Raw genomic sequence first — 16114 nt, forward strand, 5'->3', positions numbered from 1 at the left:
CCTTATGGAGCCGTGCCCGCGCGCCCTATGATGCGGCGCGTGAAACCTGCCGCGCCGCATGGCAACGCCGCGCCCGTCGCCATCAAGATCCTCGTCGCGGGCGGCTTCGGCGCGGGCAAGACCACCCTCGTCGGAACGGTGAGTGAGATCCGGCCGCTCCGCACCGAGGAGCGGCTGAGCGAGGCGGGCCGCCCGGTCGACGACACCGGCGGAGTCGAGGCCAAGCGCACGACCACGGTGGCGATGGACTTCGGCCGCATCGACATCCGTCCGGGCCTCGCCGTCTACCTCTTCGGCACGCCGGGGCAGGACCGCTTCTGGTTCGTCTGGGACGAGCTGGCCCAGGGCGCGCTCGGGGCCGTCGTGCTGGCGGACACCCGGCGGCTGGAGGACTGCTTCCCTTCGGTCGACTACTTCGAGCGGCGCGGCATCCCCTTCCTGGTCGCCGTCAACTGCTTCGAGGGCGCCCGCCGCTACCCGGCGGACCAGGTGCGCAGCGCGCTGGACCTCGGCGCGCACGTCCCTGTCGTGCTCTGTGACGCGCGGCAGCGGGACTCCGTCAAGGAGGTGCTGGTCGAGGTCGTCGAACTGGCCCTCACCGAACGGCAGTCGGTCTACAGCTGAGCCGGCTGAGCCGGTCGGTCCTAATGGATCGTCAGGCGTTCGTTGGTGAGTGTCATCGGGCCGTCGGACAGCACGCGGAGGTAGGTCGGGCCCGAGCCGTTCGGTGCGAACGGCGCGCCCACGCGGACCAGCACGTACGCGGCCGTTCCGTGCGCGGGGACGACGCGCGGGCCCGAGGCGATCCGCCAGCTGAAGTCCAGCCAGGCGTTGTTGCTCGTCGCGAAGGCGGGTGTCAGCGCATGGTCGGTGGTGTTGCGCAGAACAGCGGTGATCCGGTCCACGCCGTCGGCGGGCTTCGCGGTTCCGCCGACGGCGACGGACGTGCCGCTGACCGGGTGCCGGGCGCTCGCCCGGGCGGCGACCTGGAGCGGCGGCGGGGTGGCGATCGCGACCAGCAGCAGCACCAGCGCGGGCAGGGCCAGCAGCGCCGGAGCAGCCAGCCGGACCGGCCGGCTCCGCAGCAGGACGGGACGCCACTGCCAGGCCTGGGCGAGTAGGGCGCGGTCGTTGCAGCACAGGGCGGTCAGCCAGAGCGGCGCGAGCAGCACGAAGTAGGTCTCGGTCGAGCGCGTCGAGAGGAAGAAAGCAGGCCAGGGCAGCAGCGCGATCGCCGGCGCGAGGCGGCCCGGGTAGAGGGCGAAGGCCGCCAGCGTGGCGAGGAACAGGGCTCCCGCGGCCGCCGAGTAGAGGCCGAGGGCACCGCTGCCGTGGGTGAGGTAGTAGCTGATGTCGACCGGACCGAGGCCCTGGGGCGAGGCGTGCTGGGTCAGCACGCGCAGCACGCCGGGCAGCCAGGCGCCGCCGTCGCGCACCAGCAGCGGCAGGTCGACCAGCAGGAAGACGCCCAGGACCAGGGCCGCGTAGCGGGCGGTCACGGTGAGGGCGGGACGCCAGGCGCCGAGCTCGCCGCGGCGCAACAGCACCACGCCGAGCAGCAGGAAGGCGGTCAGGAACCAAGCCAGCTGATGGGCGGAGTCGGCGACGCCGAGGCAGCAGGCCGAGATCAGGCCGGAGCGCCCGAGTCGCCCACCCGCCCCGATCCGGCTCCAGCCGGCGAGGACGACGACGAGGAAGGGCAGGGTCAGGTAGACCGGGTAGCCGTCGCGGGCGTAGTCGAACATCCAGCCCATGCCGAAGAAGAGCAGCGTCGCCGCGGGCCGCAGCGGCGTCGGCAGCCGACGGAACATCAGCACCGCCGCCACGACCAGCGCGAGCAGGCTCCAGAGCCCGGCCACCGGTACCCAGGCCGGCAGCGGGACCAGCCCGTGGGGGGTGAACGGCGCGGTCAGCAGCACGCTGAGCGGCGGATAGCCGAGCACGTCGGCGATCCGGCCGTCCATCAAGGGGGTCATGTTGACGTGGAAGACGTGGCCGGTGTTCGTGAAGTGCGCGCCGTAGACGTGGCCGCCGGCGGCGTAGGCGCGCGCGGCCATGGTGACCAGCGGACCCTCGTCGTCGTGGTACGTCAGCGCGCCCCGGCTGGTGCCGGACGCGAGCAGCAGCCCGAGCCGGAAGACGGCCGCCCCGAGCACGGCGAGATCCAGGCGTCGCAGCGTCACCGGACCGCGGGCGACGGTGATCAGCACGGCGAGCACCAGCAGCGCGCCGTAGAGCACGCCGAAGCCTGCCGCGAGGTAGACGCGGGCGACCGCCTCGTTCCGCAGGGCGGTGGGCAGTCCCTGGAACAGGCCGAGCAGGGCGAGGAGCGAGAGCACCCGGTGGGAGAGGGTCGGACTGATCGTCAGCGGACTGGCGGGCACGGCCTTTGCGGGCGCGGCGTGACTGGGCGCAACGTGGCTGGTCATGGCCTGCTCGACCGTAGTCGAGGAGTGCGCACGGGGGCGGTGACGACAGACCGGCGACGCGAAAGAGTGAAGTTCAGCCCCGTGGAATTCGCTCATTCGGACGAACGCAGTCCGCGCGGACGCATGCTGCGGACCGCTCAGAGAGGACTGGACCATTGCAACAGTTTCGTCCTGCCCGGCCCCGAACCTCGTGCGCAGGCCCCACAATGGTTCTTCACCGGACCGACACAGAAGCGTGCCGGGAGCGACAGGGGCGGCGATACGGCGATGGAGGGGGCAGCGACCGCTGGGGTGGCCGTGGCGCCGCCGCGGTTCGGCCTGCGCCGGGTGACGTGGCGGCGGCTGCTCGGACTCTCCATCACCCTCGCCAGCTTCGCCGCCGTCGCACTCGTCGGACAGGCATTCGGCTGGCTGACCGCGCCGAACGCCCCGGCGCTCGCGGCGCGCGCCGCCGACGGCAAGGCGCAGCTGCTGGCCATGGCGCTGCGTCAGCTGCCCGCCGACGGCAGGCCGGGGGAGGCACGCTTCGCGGAGGCGGCGGACGTCGTCGACAGCATGCTGCTGCGGGCCGACTATCCGGGCGCGGGCGAGGCGGTGCTGACGGTCCGGCTGGTCGGGCAGGTGACGACGGGCGCGTTCGACGGCCGCAGTACGGTCAGCGCCGTCCGCTGCTACACGCTCGACTGGCGGCCGCCGCAACTCGGCGACCCGGTCGCGGTTCCGTGCCCGGCCCTGCCCGCCGTCCCCGCGGACGCGCTGACTGCCGGGGAGCTGGTCGCCGGGCTCACCGCCGAAGGCGCCGGCCTGCCGGGCGCGGACGACCGTTCCGGCCCGACCCCCGACCCGTACCTCGCCCTCGGTGTGCCGGGCGCCTGCGCTCTCGCCGTTCGGAGCCCTGACGGGAGTCGGGTCGCCTGGCCCGCACCGCTGCTGTCACCGTGCACGGTCGACGCGGCTCGGCAGGCGGCGGCCTTCACGGGGTGATTCGGGCCCGGCGTCCGAGCCGACGCTTCCCGGTGATCCAGAATGGCGGGGTGACCACCCGAGCGCTCGACCGCGCACTGCAGGCCGCCCTGCGCACCGCGCTGCGCGGCGACGTGGACTTCGGCGCCGCCCAGCGCGCCGTCTACTCCTACGACGCGTCGAACTACCGTCAGGTGCCGCTCGGGGTCGTCAAACCCGCCTCGCTGGACGACGTCCGGGCCGCCGTCGCGATCGCGCGCGAGTACGGCGTGCCGGTACTGGCGCGGGGCGCGGGGACGAGCATCGGCGGACAGGCCGTCAGCCCGGGCGCGCTGGTGCTGGACTTCCGCGCCGGGCTCGGCGGACTGGCGGCGGACGCGATGGACCCGGACGCGCGGACCGCGCGGGTGCGCCCGGGGACGGTGCTGGACGAGTTGCAGGCCGCCGCCGCGCCGCACGGGCTGGTCTTCGGCCCCGATCCGTCCACGCACAGCCGCTGCACGCTCGGCGGGATGATCGGCAACGACTCCTGCGGGCCGCACTCCGTCGCCTTCGGGCGCACATCCGACGCCGTGCGCTCCCTGGATCTGCTGCTCGCCGACGGCACCGAGCTCACCGTCGCGGGCCGACCGAGCGCCGAAGGCCGACGGAGCGCCGAGGAGCGCGCGGCGCTGCTACGGGCGCCGGGGCGCGAGGGCGAGCTCTACCGAGGGCTGCACGCCCTCGTCGAGGAGAACCTGGCCACGCTGCGCCAGGCGTTCCCACAACTGCCGCGCCGAGGCTCCGGCTACGCGCTGGACGCGCTGCTCCCGGAGCGCGGCTTCGACCTCGCCCGCGTGCTCACCGGCTCCGAGGGGACTTGCGCCGTGGTGCTCGGCGCGACCGTCGCGCTAACGCCGCTGCCGCGCCGGCGGGAGCTGGTCGTCGCGGGCTACGCCGACGAGACCGCCGCTGCGGACGCCGTCCTCGAGCTGCTGCCGCTGCGCCCGCTGACGGCGGAGGGGATGGGAGCGGACCTGATCCGCGACCCCGCCGCGCGGGAGCGGCTGCCCGGGGGAGCGGGCTGGCTGCTCCTGGAGGCCGAGGCGGGCGACCACGCCCAGGCGCTCGCCCGCGCTGCGCGCGGCCAGGGGGCCCGCGTCGTGGTGCTCACCGACCTGGCCGAGCAACGCGCGATGTGGCGGGTCCGCGAGTCCGCCGCCGGGACCGCGACCCGCGCGCCAGGAGGTACGGAGGCGTGGCCCGGCTGGGAGGATTCCGCAGTGCCGCCGGAGCGGCTGGGCGGCTACCTGCGCGAATTGCGTGCGCTGATGTCCCAGCACGGCCTGCACGGCACGCCCTACGGCCACTTCGGCGAGGGCTGCGTTCACCTGCGCCTGGACTTCCCGCTGGACGAGCAGACGACGCAGGCGAGACCGGGACGGTTCCGGGCCTTCCTCACCGACGCTGCCGACCTGGTCGTCCGCCACGGCGGCTCGCTCTCCGGTGAGCACGGCGACGGCCAGGCCCGCGCCGAGCTGCTGCCCAGGATGTACCCGCCGGAGGTGATCGACCTCTTCGCGCGCTTCAAGGCGCTGTTCGACCCGACGAGCCTGCTCAACCCCGGCAACCTCGTCGACCCCCGTCCCCTCGACGCCGACCTGCGGCAGCCCGCTCTCCGTCGCGAGCTGCCGCTGGCCGACGGCGCGCGACGCTGCGTCGGCGTCGGCGCCTGCGTCGCGGACGATCCGGCCGGGGTGATGTGTCCGAGCTACGCGGCCACCCGCGACGAGCGACACTCCACGCGAGGCCGCGCCCGGCTCCTCGCCGAGCTGCTGCGCGGTCTCACGACCAAGGACGGACCGGTCACCACAGGCTGGCGCTCGCGCGAGGTCCTGGGCGCGTTGGATCTCTGTCTCTCCTGCAAGGGCTGCGCCAGCGACTGCCCGGTCCAGGTCGACATGGCGACGTACAAATCCGAGTTCCTGCACCGCCATTACCGCCGACGCGCGCGTCCGCGCACGCACTACGCGCTGGGCGGACTGCCCCGGCTGCTGCGTCTGCTGCACGCCGTTCCCGGCCTCGGCCGCGCGGTCGGTGCGGGGCTGCGGGTCCGGCCGGTCGCCGCCTTCGCCCGTGCGCTGGCCGGGACGGCGCCAGAGCGCTCGCTGCCGCACATCCCGTCGCGCGCCTTCACGAGCGCGTACCGCCCTCCGGCGACGGGACGACCGGTGCTGCTCTGGCCGGACACCTTCGGGAACCACCTCGATCCGGCCGTCCTCCGCGCGGCCGCCGCCGTACTGGAACGCTTCGGCTTCCGCCCGCTGTTGCCGCCGGGACCGGTCTGCTGCGGCCTGACGCAGGTGACGACGGGACGCCTCGACGCCGCGCGCCGCACCATGGCCGGGACCCTGCGGGTGCTCGGCGGGGAGGGGGTCAGGGACCTGCCCGTGGTGGTGCTGGAGCCGAGCTGCGCCGCCGCGCTGCGCGAGGAGCTGCCCCGCTACCTGCCCCACGAGCCCGCCGCGCGCGAACTGGCCTCCCGCGTCCGCACCCTCGCCGAACTGCTGGAGGAGGAGGCCGAGCGACGACCCGATCTCGCCTTCCCACCCGTCCCTCCCGAGCTGCGCGGCGCGCTCGCGCAGACGCACTGCCACCAGCACGCCGTGCTCGGCACCGGCGCGGACGAGCGCCTGGCCGCCCGGCTCGGGCTCGACGTCCGCAGGCTGCCCGCCTCCTGCTGCGGGCTCGCGGGCAGTTTCGGCTTCGAGCGCGGTCACCACGAGGTCTCCGTGGCCGCCGCCGAGCGCGTCCTGCTCCCGGTGCTGCGCGCCGAACCGGAGGCCGTGGTGCTGGCCGACGGCTACAGCTGCCGCACCCAGATCGCCCAACTCGCCGACGGCCGCCGGGCGCTGCACCTGGCCGAGCTGCTGGACCTCGCTTTGCAGCAAGCCCTGCCGGAGAATTGCAAGAATGCGTAAGCAGCTTGCGCGATGTGCACTAACCTTGCCTGCATGACACGACGACTCGCCGAGGTCGCGCAGAAGGTCGGGGTCAGCGAGGCGACGGTCAGCCGGGTGCTCAACGGCAAGCCGGGCGTCTCCGAGGCCACTCGCACCGCTGTCCTGACCGCACTCGACGTACTCGGCTACGAGCGACCCACCCAGCTGCGCGGCGAACGCTCGCGTCTGGTCGGCCTGGTCCTGCCCGAGTTGCAGAACCCGATCTTCCCCGCCTTCGCCGAGGTGGTCGGCGGCGCGCTGGCCCAGCAGGGCTTCACGCCCGTGCTGTGCACGCAGACCGCCGGCGGCGTCTCCGAGGCCGACTACGTCGAACTGCTGCTCACGCAGCAGGTGTCCGGCGTGGTCTTCTTCGGCGGCATGTACGCGCAGGCCGAGTCCCCGCACGGGCACTACGAACGCCTCGCGCAACGCGGGCTGCCCACCGTGCTGATGAACGCGGCCATAGAGGATCTGGACTTCCCCCAGGTCAGCTGCGACGACGCGGTGGCGGTCGAGCAGGCGGTAGGGCATCTGGTCTCGCTCGGCCACCGCCGGATCGGCCTGGTGCTCGGCCCGCCGGACCACGTCCCCTCGCAGCGCAAGCTCGCGGCGGCGAAGATCGCGGCGGCCAGGGCCGGGGTGGAGCTGCCCGACGACGCGGTCGAGCACGCGCTCTTCTCGCTGGAGGGCGGCCAGGCCGCGACGGCCAGGCTGCTCAAGCGCGGCGTCACCGGCGTGATCTGCGCCAGCGACCCGCTCGCGCTCGGCGCGGTCCGCGCCGCGCGTCGGCGCGGCCTTGACGTGCCGCGCGACGTCTCGGTGGTCGGCTACGACGACTCCTCGTTCATGACCTGCACCGATCCGCCGCTGACGACGATCCGTCAGCCCATCGAGGCGATGGGCCGCGCCGCCGTCGAGCTGCTGGTCGGCGAGATCGCCGGGGCCAGGGTGACCCACGACGAGCTGCTCTTCGAGCCCGAGCTCGTCGTCCGCGGCTCGACCGGCCCCGCCCCGGCCTCCGCCTAGGGCTATGGGCGAGGGGCGGCGTCGGCACCTTTGGCACCTTCTTGCAGTAAGACCCGCAAGGCTCCCATCAGCCACGCATCCGAACCTGGATGCGTGGCTGATGTCGTTTCCCGGCAACGCGCCGGACACGCGCAGGTAACGATCGCTGGACCTTGCAGAAAGTTGCTGCAAGGTCTTTCCGACGGGCTTACATCGCTGTTACGTTCCTCCCCAAGCCCGGCGGCCGCGCGGTCACCGGCATCCACCCTTGAAGGAGTGCAACAATGCGTCGTGGCATTGCGGCAGCCGTACTGGCGACGGCGATAGCGGTTTCTGCAAGCGCTTGCGGTTCCAGTGGGAGCACTGCGACCGGCTCGACCGCCAACGCGGGACCCGTCACCATCACCTGGTGGGACACCTCGGACGCCACCAACGAGGCCCCGACCTACAAGGCCCTGGTCGCGCAGTTCGAGCAGGCCAACCCGAGCGTCAAGGTCAACTACGTCAGCGTCCCGTTCGCCGACGCCCAGACCAAGTTCACCACCGCCGCGGCCGCCGGCAAGGGCGCTCCCGACGTCATGCGTTCCGATGTCGGCTGGCTCCCCGGCTTCGCCCAGCAGGGCTACCTGGTCCCGCTGGACGGGACGCCCGCCGCCGCCGAGCAGAGCTCCTTCGAGTCGCAGCTCATCCAGCAGGCCACCTACCAGGGCAAGCTGTACGGCGTTCCCGAGGTCACCGACACCCTCGCGCTGATGTACAACAAGTCCCTCTTCGCCAAGGCCGGCATCACCTCCGCGCCGACGACCTGGGACCAGCTCAAGGCCGACTCCGCGCTCGTGAAGCAGAAGGCCGGCGTCGACGGCTTCGCCTTCAACCCGTCCTCCTACTACGCGATGCCCTTCCTCTACGGCGAGGGCACCGACATGGTGGACGTGGCCGGCAAGAAGCTGGAGTTCAACTCCGCCGCCGCGATCAAGGGCATCACCACCCTCAAGGACCTGGTCACCTCACCCGGCGTCGCCAAGCTGGACACCACCGCCAACGGCTACGCCAACATCATGGACGCTTTCGGAAGCGGCAAGGTCGCCTCGATCATCCAGGGCCCGTGGGAGACCACCAACGTCTTCAAGGGCGCCTCCTTCGCGGACAAGTCCAACCTCGGTCTCGCCGCCGTTCCGGCCGGCTCGGCAGGCAAGGCCGGCGCCCCGATCGGCGGCCACAACCTGATCGCCTACGCCGGTTCGGACGCCGCCCACCAGGCCGCCGCCGAGAAGTTCATCGCCTTCATGACCTCGGCCGCCTCGCAGATCACCATCGCGACCAAGAACGCGACGCTGCCGACCCGCACCGACGCCTACACCGCGGCCGTCACCGCCAACCCGGGCATCGCCGGCTTCCAGGCCGTGCTGAAGGCGGGCGTGCCGCGTCCGGCGATCTCCCAGTACAGCTCGCTGTACGGCCCCTTCGGCACCGAGCTGACGAAGATCCTCTCCGGTCAGGAGAGCGTGCAGGCCGGTCTGAGCAACACGACCGTCCAGGCGCAGAAGCTGCTCCCGGACTACGCCGCGCAGTGATCCGCTGCCGGCCGGCCGCCTCCGGTGGGACGGGGCGGCCGGCCGGCATCCGGGCGTCGACCGTGAAGAATCTTCGTGAAGAGGTGTCAGCATGACCGTGGCAGCACCGGTGAAAGCCGCTCCGCCAGGCCGGGCCGAGGAGCGGCGGGCAGGGCCGCTGAGCCGGATCCGGCGATCGTACGACCAGTTCTGGTACGCCTGGGCGATGTGCGCCCCGGTCGTGGTGATCCTCGGGCTGCTGGTCGGCTACCCGCTGGTCCTCGGCATCATGTACACGTTCACGGATGCCACCAGCCTCAACGTCGGACACACCATCGGGGTCAACCACATCCCCGACACCTTCAGCTGGGTCGGGCTCAAGACCTACCTCGACATCCTGTCCGGTCCTGACAACCAGTTCTGGCCGCACTTCTGGTGGACCATCATCTGGACCGTCAGCTGCGTGACCGTCACCGTCTCGCTGGGCCTCGGCCTCGCCGTGCTGCTCAACCGCAACGTGCGCGGCCGCTCCTTCTACCGGCTGCTGCTGGTGCTGCCCTGGGCCGTGCCGACCTTCGTCACCATCTTCTCCTGGCGGCTGATGCTCGCCGACGACGGCGTGGTCAACAGCCTCTTCGGCGCGGTCGGCCTGGGCCACCTGTCCTGGCTCAGCGACCCGTTCTGGCAGAAGGTCGCCGCGATCGCCGTCAACACCTGGGTCGGCGTGCCCTTCATGATGCTCTCGATGCTGGGCGGCCTGCAGGCCATCCCCGCCGAGCTCTACGAGGCCGCCGAGATGGACGGGGCGAGCCCCTGGCAGCGCTTCCGCCACGTGACCCTGCCGGGCCTGCGTCCGGTCAGCAGCACGCTGGTGCTGCTCGGCATCATCTGGACGTTCAACCAGTTCAACGTCATCTTCCTGCTCTTCGGCGCCAACAACAGCGACAGCGTGCAGATCCTGGTGACGTACTCCTACAAGCTCTTCTTCGGTCAGACGCCGATGGACTACGCGCGCGCCGCGACGGTGGGCATCCTCTGCCTCTCCATCCTCGTCGTCTTCACCGAGTTCTACCGGCGCTGGATGCGGCGCATGCAGGGAGCGCAGGCATGAGCGCCACCACCACGAGCACTGCCACCAAGAAGCCCGGCGCCCGCGTACGAGGCGAGCGCTCCCTCCTGGCCTCGCTGGGCCTGCACGGGGTGCTGGCGCTGGCGGCCTTCGTCGCCGCCTTCCCGGTCGGCTGGGTCGTCTACGTCTCCTTCGGGGCAGGCGAGTTCGACTACCAGCACCCGCAACGGATCGCCGCGCACCCCTCGCTGTCGAACTACACGCACGTGCTGACGCAGACCGACTTCCTCACCTGGCTGGGAAACTCGGCGATCATCGCCGGCGGCACCATGGTGATCGGCGTGCTGGTCTCCGCCAGCGCCGGCTACGCCGTCTCCCGGATCAGGTTCCTGGGGCGCGGCTCGCTGATGTACACCTTCCTGCTGACCCAGATGTTCCCGGTCGCGGTGCTGATGGTGCCGCTCTACAAGATCATGGCGCAGACCGGCCTGCTAGACAGCTACCCCGGTCTGATCCTGGTCTACTGCACCACCGCCGTGCCCTACTGCGCCTGGCTGCTCAAGGGCTACTTCGACACCATTCCGGTGGACATCGACGAGGCCGGCCGGATCGACGGCCTGACGCCCTTCGGCACCTTCTGGCGGCTGATCCTGCCGCTGGCCCGACCGGGCCTGGCCGTGGCGGCGTTCTACACCTTCATCACCGCCTGGGGCGAGGTCGCCTTCGCCTCCTACTTCCTGCTCTCCCCGAACAAGCTGACCCTCGCCATCGGGCTCAAGCAGTTCATCAGCCAGTACAACTCGCAGTGGAACTACCTGGCCGCGACCGGCGTACTCATCGCCGTCCCCGCCGCCGCCCTGTTCTACGTGGTCCAGAAGAACCTGGTGACCGGCCTGACCGCCGGCGGCACCAAGGGCTGACCCGCACCTCGGGCCATGCCCTCGCCGCGCCTCTCTTCGCCCGCTCAGATCTCGCCTTCAAGGGATTCCATGACCCAGCATCTCGTCATTCCGGCCCGCCCCGCGCGAAGTGGTGAAGGCGAGCCCAGCGCGCAGCGGAGAACCGGCTGGTGGCGCGACGCGGTGATCTACCAGGTCTACCCGCGCAGCTTCGCCGACGCGAACGGCGACGGGATGGGCGACCTCGCCGGCATCCGTTCGCGCCTGCCCTACCTGCGCGACCTGGGCGTGGACGCGGTCTGGCTCTCCCCCTTCTACGCCTCCCCGCAGGCCGACGCAGGCTACGACGTCGCCGACTACCGCCGGGTCGACCCGATGTTCGGCGAACTCGCGGACGCCGCAGGCCTGATCGAGGACGCGCACGCGCTCGGTCTGCGGGTGATCTTCGACCTGGTCCCGAACCACTGCTCGGACCAGCACGAGTGGTTCCAGCAGGCGCTGCGCGAGGGCGCGGGCTCGGCGCTGCGCAAGCGGTTCCACTTCCGCGCGGGCAAGGGTGAGAACGGCGAACTGCCGCCCAACGACTGGGAGTCCATCTTCGGCGGCCCGGCCTGGACCCGCGTCACCGAGCCGGACGGCAGGCCGGGGGAGTGGTACCTGCACCTCTTCGCCCCCGAGCAGCCCGACTTCAACTGGGAGCACCCGGCCGTCGCCGACGAGTTCCGCTCGATCCTGCGCTTCTGGCTGGACCTCGGCGTCGACGGCTTCCGCATCGACGTCGCCCACGGGCTGGTCAAGGCGGCCGGGCTGCCCGACCTCGGCACGCACGACCAGCTGAAGCTGCTCGGCAACGACGAGATGCCCTTCTTCGACCAGGACGGCGTGCACGCGATCTACCGCTCCTGGCGGCCGATCCTTGACGAGTACCCCGGCGAGCGGATCTTCGTCGCCGAGGCGTGGACCCCGACCGTGGCCCGCACCGCGAACTACGTCCGGCCAGACGAGCTGCACCAGGCGTTCAACTTCCAGTACCTGGGCACCCCGTGGCAGGCCGAGCCGCTGCGCGAGGTCGTCGACGTGACCCTGGACGCGATGCGCCCGGTCGGCGCGCCCGCCACCTGGGTGCTGTCCAACCACGACGTCACCCGGCACGCCACCCGCTTCGCCAACCCGCCGAGCAACAGCACCCAGATCCGCACCCCCGGCGACCGCGAGCTCGGCCTGCGCCGCGCGCGCGCCGCGACGCTGCTGATGCTGGCACTCCCCGGCTCCGCCTACGTCTACCAGGGCGAGGAGCTCGGCCTACCAGACGTCACCGACCTGCCCGACGAGGTCCGCCAGGACCCCTCCTTCCACCGGCAGGCCGGCCAGGACGGCTACCGCGACGGCTGCAGGGTGCCCATCCCGTGGTCCGGCACGGCAGCGCCGTACGGCTTCGGCCCGGTCGAGGGCGGCCCGAGCTGGCTGCCGCAGCCACAGGACTGGGCGGAGCTCAGCGTCGCGGCGCAGACCGGCGACCCGACCTCGACGCTGGAGCTCTACCGCTCCGCTCTCGCCGTACGCGCCAAGCACCCGGCCCTGGGCGCGGGCGAGAGCGTCGAGTGGTTGGACGCGCCCGCCGAGGTGCTCGCCTTCCGGAGGCCCGTGCCGGGACAAAGCAACGCCGACGTGGCCCTGGGTGCCTCCAGTGGCTTCGTCTGCGTGGCCAACACCGGCTCCACGCCCGTCCGGCTGCCCCTGCCGGGGCGGCCGCTGCTCTCCTCGGGCGAGGAGCCGGTCCTGGCCGACGGGGAGGCCGTGATCGCGGCGGACACCACGGTCTGGTGGACCTGCTGAGATGACCATCCCCCCACAGGCGGGCCCGGCCCGCCTGGCGGACATCGCGCAGCAGGCCGGCGTCAGCGAGGCGACCGTCTCCCGCGTCCTCAACGGGAAAGCGGGCGTCTCGGCGACGACCCGGCAGACGGTGCTCGCGGCGCTGGACGTGCTCGGTTACGACCGGCCGGTCAAGCTGCGGCAGCGCAGCGCCGGACTGATCGGGCTGATCACACCCGAGCTCAGCAACCCGATCTTCCCGGCCCTGGCCCAGGTCATCGAGCAGGTGCTGACCCGGAACGGCTACACGCCGCTGCTGTGCACGCAGACTCCCGGCGGCTCGACCGAGGACGAACTCGTCGACATGCTCGTCGAGCGCGGCGTCACCGGCATCGTCTTCGTCTCAGGACTGCACGCGGACACCAGCGCCGACCACGAGCGCTACGCCCGGCTGGCCGGACGCGGAGTCCCCTTCGTGCTCATCGACGGCTACAGCGAGCGGATCGACGCCTCTTTCGTCTCGCCCGACGACCGGGCCGCGATGTGGATGGCGCTGCGGCACCTCGTCGCGCTCGGCCACCGGCGCATCGGCCTGGCCGTGGGTCCGGCCCGGTTCGTGCCGGTGGCGCGGAAGTTGGAGGGCTTCCACGCGGCCGCGAGGGAGCTGCTCGGGCTGAGCGAGGCCGAGAGCGGAGAACTGGTCCAGCACACCCTCTTCACGGTGGAGGGCGGCCACGCGGCCGGCGGCAGCCTGCTCGACAAGGGCTGCACGGCGATCGTCTGCGGCAGCGACCTGATGGCCTTCGGGGTCATCCGCGCGGCGCGTCAGCGCGGACTGAGCGTCCCCGGGGACGTCTCCGTGGTCGGCTTCGACGACTCCCCGCTGATCGCCTTCGCCGACCCGCCGCTCACCACCATCCGCAAGCCGGTCGAAGCGATGGGCGCGGCGGCGGTCGACGCGCTGCTCGAAGAACTCAACACCGCCCAGGCGCACCGCGCGGAGTTCGTCTTCCAGCCCGAGCTCGTCGTCCGGGGCTCGACGGGCGCGCGGGCGCGGGACTGATCGAATGTCGTATCGCGCACTCTTCGCGCCGCGCGGCGCGGTCGGCTTCACGCTGGCGGTGCTCGTGGCGCGGTTCCCGATGGGCATGTTCTCGGTGGCGGCCACCCTCCTGGTGACCGGCCTGCACGGCTCCTACAGCCTGGCCGGCCTCGGTGGCGCGGCGACGCTGGTCGCCGTCGCCGTGGCCGGGCCCTGGCAGGCCAGGCTGGTGGACCGCTACGGGCAGACCCGAGTCAGCCTCCCGGCCGTCCTGCTGGCGACGCTCGGCGGCGTCGGCGTGGTCGCCGCGCTCTACGGGCACGCGCCGATCGGGGTCTATCTCGCGGCCTGCGCGGTCAGCGGACTCGGTCCCAACACCGGTTCGCTGGCCCGGGCCCGCTGGGCCCAGCTGCACCGGGACGACGAGACCGTGCTGCACACCGCGTACGCCTACGAGGGCGTGGCCGACGAGCTCTGCTACATCCTCGGCCCCATCGCGGCGATGGCGCTGGCCACCGGGTTCTCGCCGCTCACCGCCTATCTGACGGCCTCGCTGCTGGCCCTGCTCGGCATCCTCGCGCTGGCGACCCAGCGCCGTACCGAACCGCCGCCGACGAGCAGGCCGCGCGGATCCTCCTCGGGCAGCGCGTTGCGCGCGCCCGGGATGCCCGCGCTGATCGTGATGCTGGTCGCCACCGGCGGGGTCTTCGGCACGATGGAGATCACCACGATCGGCTTCGCGCAGGCCCACGGCCACAAGGCCGCAGCCAGCCTGGTGCTCTCCTGCTACGCGCTCGGCTCCTGCCTCTCCGGCCTCGCCTTCGGCCTCTGGCGGCCGCGCGGCCGCCCCGTCGTCCGACTGCGCTGGGCGCTGGCGGCGATGGCGCTGACCCTGGCCCCGCTCCCGTTCGCCGACGGCCTCGTGCAGCTCGCCCTGATCCTGCTCGTCGCGGGCCTGGCAACGGCGCCGACCATGTCGACCAGCATGGGCCTGGTCGGCGAGCTGGTACCGCCCGCGCAGCTCACGGAGGGCTTCACCTGGACCACCACGGGCCTGCTGGTCGGCATCTCCGCCGGTACGGCGGCGGGCGGCCGGCTGGTCGACCACGCGCCGCCCGGCGCGGGTTACCACGTCCCCGCGGCGGCGGCGCTGGTCGCACTCGCGTGCTCCGCCTGCCTGCGGGTCCGGCCGCGGGTCAGGGAAACAGCAGGCGAAAGTGTGTACGTGCAATAGGCTTCGGTGCTGTGAACACAGCGCGGTTGGCGGACATCGCGGCACAGGCGGGGGTCAGCGAGGCCACCGTCTCCCGCGTGCTGAACGGAAAGCCGGGAGTCGCGGCGGCGACCAGGCAGACAGTGCTGGCTGCGCTGGACGTACTCGGCTACGAGAGGCCGACGCGGCTGCGGCAGCGCAGCGCGGGCCTGATCGGGCTGATCACCCCGGAGTTGAGCAACCCGATCTTCCCCGCGCTGGCCCAGGTGATCGAGCAGGTGCTGACCCGCTTCGGCTACACGCCCGTGCTGTGTACGCAGACACCGGGCGGCTCGACCGAGGACGAGTTGGTCGAGATGCTGGTCGAACGCGGCGTCACCGGCATCGTCTTCGTCTCCGGACTGCACGCGGACACGACGGCCGACACCGCCCGCTACGACAAGCTCCAGGGGCAGGGCGTGCCCTTCGTGATGATCAACGGCTTCAGCGAGCGCGTCAGCGCGCCGTTCATCTCCCCGGACGACCGCGCCGCGATGTGGATGGCGGTCCGTCACCTCACCGGACTCGGCCACCGCCGTATCGGCCTGGCGGTCGGCCCTTCGCGCTTCGTGCCGGTCCTGCGGAAGGAAGAGGGCTTCACGGCCGCGACGAAGGAACTGCTGGGGCTCACCGAGGCGGAGAGCCAGGAGCTGATCCAGCACTCGCTCTTCACCGTCGAGGGCGGCCAGGCGGCGGCGAACGTCCTCCTGGACAAGGGCTGCACGGCGATCATCTGCGGCAGCGACCTCATGGCCTTCGGCGCGATCCGCGGGGCGCGAGCGCGCGGCTTGTCCGTTCCCCGGGACATCTCGGTGGTGGGCTTCGACGACTCCCCACTCATCGCTTTCGCGGACCCGCCGCTGACGACGATCCGTCAGCCGGTGGAAGCGATGGGCGCGGCGGCGGTCAACGTCCTCCTGGAGGAAATCGGCGGCAACCCCGCGCAGCGTGGGGAGTTCGTCTTCCAACCCGAACTCGTCGTCCGGGGCTCAACTGGCGCAAGCCAGTAGGGGCGCGGGGAACTGCGCGAGAAACCACCCTGTGCGGATGGCCCTGCGCGTTGAGGACCATCCGCATGCCGGTGGCTTGTCGCGCAGTTCCCCGCG

12 protein-coding genes are annotated in these 16114 nt (G+C 72.1%); 11 read left to right on the forward strand and 1 reads right to left on the reverse strand.

The annotated features are described in order from the left end of the window. Positions 1 to 30: 30 nt before the first annotated feature. Complete coding sequence (locus tag ABIA32_RS18770) at positions 31 to 624, forward strand: ATP/GTP-binding protein (protein ID WP_370096600.1); 594 nt, start codon at positions 31 to 33, stop codon at positions 622 to 624. A 20-nt stretch (positions 625 to 644) separates the two neighbouring features. Here ABIA32_RS18770 and ABIA32_RS18775 read toward each other — a convergent pair whose 3' ends face one another. Next, on the reverse strand, positions 645 to 2429 hold the full coding sequence (locus tag ABIA32_RS18775) for a hypothetical protein (protein ID WP_370096558.1): 1785 nt from the start codon (positions 2427 to 2429) through the stop codon (positions 645 to 647). Positions 2430 to 2726: 297 nt separating this feature from the next. Between ABIA32_RS18775 and ABIA32_RS18780 the strand changes: the two genes are divergently transcribed. The 10 genes from ABIA32_RS18780 (at position 2727) to ABIA32_RS18825 (ending at position 16018) form a co-directional block, all read left to right on the forward strand. Beyond that, positions 2727 to 3413, forward strand: a complete 687-nt coding sequence (locus ABIA32_RS18780) for a hypothetical protein (protein WP_370096560.1) — start codon at positions 2727 to 2729, stop codon at positions 3411 to 3413. A gap of 50 nt (positions 3414 to 3463) precedes the next feature. Beyond that, the gene (locus tag ABIA32_RS18785) at positions 3464 to 6352 is read left to right on the forward strand and encodes an FAD-binding and (Fe-S)-binding domain-containing protein (RefSeq protein ID WP_370096562.1); all 2889 of its coding nucleotides are present in this window, start codon (positions 3464 to 3466) and stop codon (positions 6350 to 6352) included. A gap of 33 nt (positions 6353 to 6385) precedes the next feature. Next, positions 6386 to 7399, forward strand: a complete 1014-nt coding sequence (locus ABIA32_RS18790) for a LacI family DNA-binding transcriptional regulator (protein ID WP_370096564.1) — start codon at positions 6386 to 6388, stop codon at positions 7397 to 7399. Positions 7400 to 7662: 263 nt separating this feature from the next. Further along, a complete protein-coding gene (locus ABIA32_RS18795) occupies positions 7663 to 8952 on the forward strand; it encodes an extracellular solute-binding protein (protein WP_370096566.1) in 1290 nt (429 codons plus the stop codon). 91 nt (positions 8953 to 9043) lie between these two features. Beyond that, on the forward strand, positions 9044 to 10042 hold the full coding sequence (locus ABIA32_RS18800) for a carbohydrate ABC transporter permease (RefSeq protein WP_370096568.1): 999 nt from the start codon (positions 9044 to 9046) through the stop codon (positions 10040 to 10042). Continuing rightward, positions 10039 to 10920, forward strand: coding sequence for a sugar ABC transporter permease (locus ABIA32_RS18805; protein ID WP_370096570.1), 882 nt, complete (start codon positions 10039 to 10041; stop codon positions 10918 to 10920). The genes ABIA32_RS18800 and ABIA32_RS18805 overlap by 4 nt, the downstream gene beginning before the upstream one ends. Positions 10921 to 10989: 69 nt before the next feature. Further along, a complete protein-coding gene (locus ABIA32_RS18810; protein WP_370096572.1) occupies positions 10990 to 12735 on the forward strand; it encodes a glycoside hydrolase family 13 protein in 1746 nt (581 codons plus the stop codon). A 1-nt stretch (position 12736) separates the two neighbouring features. Further along, entirely contained in the window at positions 12737 to 13777 is a 1041-nt protein-coding gene (locus ABIA32_RS18815) for a LacI family DNA-binding transcriptional regulator (RefSeq protein WP_370096574.1), read from the forward strand. A 4-nt stretch (positions 13778 to 13781) separates the two neighbouring features. Next, positions 13782 to 14990, forward strand: a complete 1209-nt coding sequence (locus ABIA32_RS18820; RefSeq protein ID WP_370096576.1) for an MFS transporter — start codon at positions 13782 to 13784, stop codon at positions 14988 to 14990. 11 nt (positions 14991 to 15001) lie between these two features. Continuing rightward, a complete protein-coding gene (locus tag ABIA32_RS18825; protein ID WP_370096578.1) occupies positions 15002 to 16018 on the forward strand; it encodes a LacI family DNA-binding transcriptional regulator in 1017 nt (338 codons plus the stop codon). The last annotated feature ends 96 nt before the right edge of the window (positions 16019 to 16114 follow it).

It is taken from the genome of Streptacidiphilus sp. MAP12-20, from assembly GCF_041262525.1.
Classification (GTDB): domain Bacteria; phylum Actinomycetota; class Actinomycetes; order Streptomycetales; family Streptomycetaceae; genus Streptacidiphilus.